Annotated in this window: 3 protein-coding genes; 1 reads left to right on the top strand and 2 read right to left on the bottom strand. The window is 63.4% G+C overall.

Annotated elements, in window-relative coordinates; translation table 11 throughout:
- Together secD and yajC are read right to left on the bottom strand one after the other, a co-directional pair.
- Window positions 1–2,171: protein translocase subunit SecD (gene secD, locus KBT70_RS15100; RefSeq protein ID WP_296635599.1), on the bottom strand; the 2,171-nt coding region annotated here is incomplete at its 3' end.
- A 40-nt stretch (window positions 2,172–2,211) separates the two neighbouring features.
- The gene (gene yajC / locus KBT70_RS15105) at window positions 2,212–2,493 is read right to left on the bottom strand and encodes a preprotein translocase subunit YajC (RefSeq protein ID WP_037269181.1); all 282 of its coding nucleotides are present in this window, start codon (window positions 2,491–2,493) and stop codon (window positions 2,212–2,214) included.
- A gap of 160 nt (window positions 2,494–2,653) precedes the next feature.
- On the opposite strand from yajC, the gene serS reads away from it, so the two are divergent.
- On the top strand, window positions 2,654–3,923 hold a 1,270-nt coding region (serS, locus tag KBT70_RS15110; protein ID WP_296635607.1), incomplete at its 3' end, for a serine--tRNA ligase.

Genomic DNA, 3,923 nt, shown 5'->3' on the forward strand with positions numbered 1-3,923 from the left:
CACTCGAACCGCATCCAGATATAGACCAGCACCGCCCCAATCGCGAGAACCACCGCCAAGATCGCAGTCTGGATCAACTCGCCCGACACTTTCGGCCCCACGCTCTCGACGGATGTGAACTGAATATCCGGCACCGCCTGCTGCAACGCGGCCTCGACCGCCGCGATGGTTTCAGGCGACACGCTCTCGGTCTCGTCCTGCGCCTGAATCCGCAGCATGGCCACATTCTCTTCGGGTCCAAAGGTCGGGTCGAACACCTCGGTAATGCTCACATCGCCCAACCCCAGATCATCAATCGCGCCCCGATAGGCCCCGATATCGACCGGCTCGGCACTCAGCGTGCGAATCGTGGTGCCGCCTTTGAAATCAATACCATAGTTGAGCCCTTGCACCGCAAAAGAGCCAAGCGCCACAAGGATCATGACCCCCGAAATGCCCAGCCACAGCTTCCACCGGCTGAAGAAATCCCAAGAGGTGATTTCCGGCACAAGCCGAAAACTGCGCCCGGTCAGGACTGTCTTGGGGCGCTTGCGTTCAAACCACATGACCGTGATCAGCCGCGTCACAAAGAGCGCGGTAAAGACCGAGGTTATAATCCCCAGCCCCAGCGTGATCGCAAACCCGCGCACCGGGCCAGAGCCCATGACATAGAGAATGAGGGCGGTCATGAAGGTGGTGATATTGGCGTCGACAATGGCGCTCATCGCCTTTTCATAGCCCAGATCAATCGCCCGCGCCGCGCCCTTGGCCGATTTCATCTCTTCGCGGATACGCTCGAAGACCAGCACATTGGCATCCACCGCCATCCCTATGGTCAGCACGATCCCCGCGATCCCCGGCAGGGTCAGCGTAGACCCGATCAGGCTCAAGAGGCCAAAGATCAGCCCGACGTTCACGATCAGGGCAAGATTGGCGAAAATGCCAAAGATGCCATAGCTCAGCACCATGTAGACCAGCACCAATGCAAAGGCCACAAGGCAGGCGATCTTGCCCGCCTCGATACTGTCGGCACCCAGTTCCGGCCCGACCGTCCGCTCTTCGAGAAACTCGAGCCCGGCAGGCAGCGCGCCTGCGCGCAGCAGGACCGCCAGATTGGTGCTTTCCTCGACATTGAAATTGCCGGTGATGATTCCCGACCCGCCGGCGATATGGCTCTGGATCACCGGGGCGCTGATCACTTCGCCATCGAGCACGATGGCAAAGGGATTGCCGATATTCACGGCCGTATAATCGCCGAATTTGCGCGCGCCCGTGGGATTGAACCGGAACGACACCGCCGGGCGGCCGTTCTGGTCGAAATCGGGCTGCGCATCCACCAATTCCTCGCCGGTCACGACCGGCGCGCGTTCCAGAATATAGTAAACGCCCGCCTCATCCAGCGACGGCAATACCTCATTGCCCGCCCCGGCCGGCGCATCGGCGCTTGCCGCACGGCTGATCACCGGCTGAAAGGTCAGTTGCGCCGTGGTGCCGATCAACGCCTTCAACTCGGCGGCGCTGCCGATCCCCGGCACCTGAATCAGGATGCGGTCCGCCCCCTGCCGCTGAATCGTCGGCTCGCGTGTGCCCACCTCGTCGATCCGGCGGCGGATGATTTCCAACGCTTGTCGCAGCGTGCGGTCATCAGTGGCGCGCTGTTCGGCCTCGCTTAGACGGATGATGATATCCGCCCCCTCGGTGGTCACGTCGATATCGCTGCCGCCCACGCCGGTCAGTACATCGGTGACAGGTCGTGCCAGCCCGCGCACCAGAGCCGCCGCTTCGGTCGCCATCTCGGGCCGCTCGACCAGCCGCACCCGCAACTCGGGCGCGTCGGTCTGCTGCAGGCGGATCGGACCCACGCGGTCTCGCTCTTCGCGCAAGAGATCGCGCACCTCGGGCCACATGCCCTCGACCCGCGCCTGATACACATCCTCGACCTTGACCTCGGCCAGAAGATGCGCGCCCCCGCGCAGATCAAGGCCCAGATTGACCAGATTGGAGGGCATCCAATCCGGCCAGAGCGCGAGATCCTCAGCCACCGAGGCGGGATCAACCCCCGCCTCAACGGCGGCCGCAGCATCGTTATGCCGCTCGACCTTGCCGTAAAACGCATTGGGCAGGGCCAGCATCAGACCAAGGGCCACCAACCCCCAGATACAGAGGCGTTTCCACAGGTCGATTTGCAGCATTTTCCTGCCCTTTCAGAGCTTTTCCGCAGGGTGCCGGGGCTTAGCCCTCGGCGGGCTCGGTCTTGGACAGAACCTGTGCGATGGTGGCGCGCACCACACGCACCTTTATACCCTCGGCCAGTTCCACCTCGATCTCGCTGTCATCCTTGACCTTCGAAACCTTGCCGATGAGACCGCCTTGCGTCACCACCTGATCGCCCCGGCGCAGCGCGCCAATCATGGCCTTGTGCTCCTTGAGCTTTTTCTGTTGCGGGCGGATCAGCAGGAAATACATGATCGCAAAGATCAGAATGAGCGGGATGAACTGGCCAAAGGCTTCCATGGGGTATCCTCTATCTGTGACGCGAACAGGGGTCCGCGAATTGCCGGGGAACCTAGGCGCGGGGCCGGGTATTTGCAAGGCGCGAAAGCATGGCGCAGGCCCGGTTTCTGGTGCATAACGCCGCCCAAGCGATTCACCGACAGCTTTGAGGACCAGCGCCATGCACGATATCCGCGCCATTCGCGAGACCCCCGATGCCTTTGACGCAGCCCTTGCGCGGCGCGGTCTGTCCCCGGTCTCGCCTCAGATTCTGGCCCTCGACGAGGCCCGTCGCGCCCGCATCCACGCGGCCGAAACCGCCCAAGCCGACCAGAACCGTGCCAGCAAAGAGGCAGGTGCCGCCAAGGGACGCGGCGACGAGGCAGAATTCGAACGCCTGCGCGCACTGGTCTCTGCCAAAAAGGACGAAATGGCCGCGATGCAGGCCGAGGCCAAGGCGCTCGACACGCAACTCACCGACCTCCTCATGGCCCTGCCCAACCTGCCCTTTGACGACGTGCCCGATGGCGCGGACGAGAGCGGCAATGTCGAGCTGCGCCGCTGGGGCACCCCCGCCACCTTCGATTTCACGCCCAAAGAGCATTACGACATCGCAGGCGTTCTTCCGGGGATGGATTTCGAAACCGCCGCCAAACTCTCCGGCGCGCGCTTTGTCGTCCTCTCGGGCAGCATCGCCCGCCTGCACCGCGCCTTGGCGCAATTCATGCTCGACACCCACATCGAGGAAAACGGCCTGACCGAGGCCTGGACGCCGGTGCTGGTGCGCCCCGAGATGATGCTGGGCACCGGGCAATTGCCGAAATTCGGCGAGGACAGCTACGAGACCACCAATGGCTGGTGGCTGGTGCCCACCGCCGAGGTGACGCTCACCAATATCGTGCATGGCGAGACGGTCGATGCCGCCACCCTGCCGCGCCGCTACGTGGCCCATACCCAATGTTTCCGCTCCGAGGCAGGCAGCGCGGGGCGCGACACCGCCGGCATGCTGCGCCAGCACCAGTTCGAAAAGGTCGAAATGGTCTCGATCACCCGACCCGAGGACAGCCGTGCCGAGTTGGACCGCATGACCGGCTGCGCCGAAGGCATCCTCGAGCGGCTTGGCCTGCCCTATCGCACCATCGTGCTTTGCACGGGCGACATGGGCTTTGGCGCGCGCCGCACCCATGACATCGAGGTCTGGCTACCGGGGCAAAACACCTACCGCGAAATCTCGTCCGTGTCGGTCTGCGGTGACTTTCAAGCGCGCCGCATGAACGCCCGCTTCAAACCACAAGGCGGCGGCAAGCCCGAATTCCTGCACACGCTCAACGGCTCCGGCCTCGCCGTCGGTCGCTGCCTGATCGCGGTCTTGGAAAACGGCCAACAGGCCGACGGCTCCGTCCGCATTCCCGACGCCCTCCACCCCTATCTGCGCGGCAAGACGATCCTCA

Origin of the sequence: Roseovarius sp. (genome assembly GCF_018066915.1) — a bacterium.
Lineage (GTDB): Bacteria > Pseudomonadota > Alphaproteobacteria > Rhodobacterales > Rhodobacteraceae > Roseovarius.

Coding starts and splice junctions, on each gene's coding strand:
- yajC (WP_037269181.1), bottom strand. CDS start 2,493: ATGGAAGCCTTTGGCCAGTTCATCCCGCTCATTCTGATCTTTGCGATC.